Annotated in this window: 2 protein-coding genes; both read right to left on the bottom strand. The window is 65.7% G+C overall.

Annotated elements, in window-relative coordinates; genetic code table 11:
- Window positions 1–477 (bottom strand): DUF1835 domain-containing protein (locus tag B3M58_RS19290; RefSeq protein ID WP_296221553.1); only part of this gene is annotated, 477 nt, incomplete at its 3' end.
- A 93-nt stretch (window positions 478–570) separates the two neighbouring features.
- A complete protein-coding gene (locus B3M58_RS19285) occupies window positions 571–834 on the bottom strand; it encodes a YheV family putative zinc ribbon protein (RefSeq protein WP_296221551.1) in 264 nt (87 codons plus the stop codon).
- Between the last annotated feature and the right edge of the window lie 71 nt (window positions 835–905).

The following is a 905-nucleotide window of genomic DNA, read 5'->3' as shown; positions in this document are numbered from 1 at the left end:
GAGCCACTGCCGGCGCGCCGGTTCGAGCCGTCGCCGTTGCGCATAGCGCGCGACTAACTCTGCCGGGCAGCACAAGGACACCGTGCGCCGGGGCGGCAACTGCGGATTGCCGCAGGCGACTTCCCACAACTCGACGGCCGAACCTTCCAGCGCCTGGGCCAGACGCGCCAGCAGCAGCTGTTCGGAACAGCTGTCGCCGTGCCACACGGTGAGCGCACGGCCGGCGCTGGCCAGCCCGGCGAGCCAATCGGCATCCGCGCTCAGCCCGGCAGCGAAATCGGGCAGCGGCTGCACCGATTGCGACCAGACGCTTTGCCAGTAGGCGCTGCGAGCGGCGCACGGCGCGGTGTCGATACCCTGCAACGGGCCGACGGCCAGGTCGTCGCGCATCACCCGCAACGACTCGGCCGCCAGTGCCGGGCCGAGGACGAACGTCACACCCGCGACGGCCGCATCACCACAGACCAAGTGCCACATAGGCCCTCCTTGGCGGCTTGTTTATTCGCTAGGTTTGTTCCCTGGCGGCCAGCCTACGAGCCGCCGCGGCACGACGTTAACCATGACTCCCGGTCATTTTTTCAGTTTGGGATTGGGGAAGAACTGCACCGCCTGCACCTTGGGATCGGCCGCCTTGGGTTTTAGGGCGCTGACATTGACCCGCGTCGGCAGCTCCCTGGGCACCGAATTGCCGCGCTCATCCAGGGTGTCGGCGTAGCCGCAGGCCACGCATTCGCGGTGCGGCACGCCATCGACGTTCCACATCTGGATCTTGTCCATCTCGCTGCACGCCGGGCACACCGCCCCGGCGATAAAGCGTTTGTTGGTAGTACTCATAGATAATCCAGTTTCAGGCTGTGTGAGAACGTAGCGAGCGACGGTTAGGCAAGGCAAAAACAGGCGAGGAA

This window comes from Pseudomonas sp. UBA2684, assembly GCA_002354655.1.
In the GTDB taxonomy this organism is placed as follows: domain Bacteria; phylum Pseudomonadota; class Gammaproteobacteria; order Pseudomonadales; family Pseudomonadaceae; genus Aquipseudomonas.
This window is presented reverse-complemented; position numbering and strand designations above follow the sequence as displayed.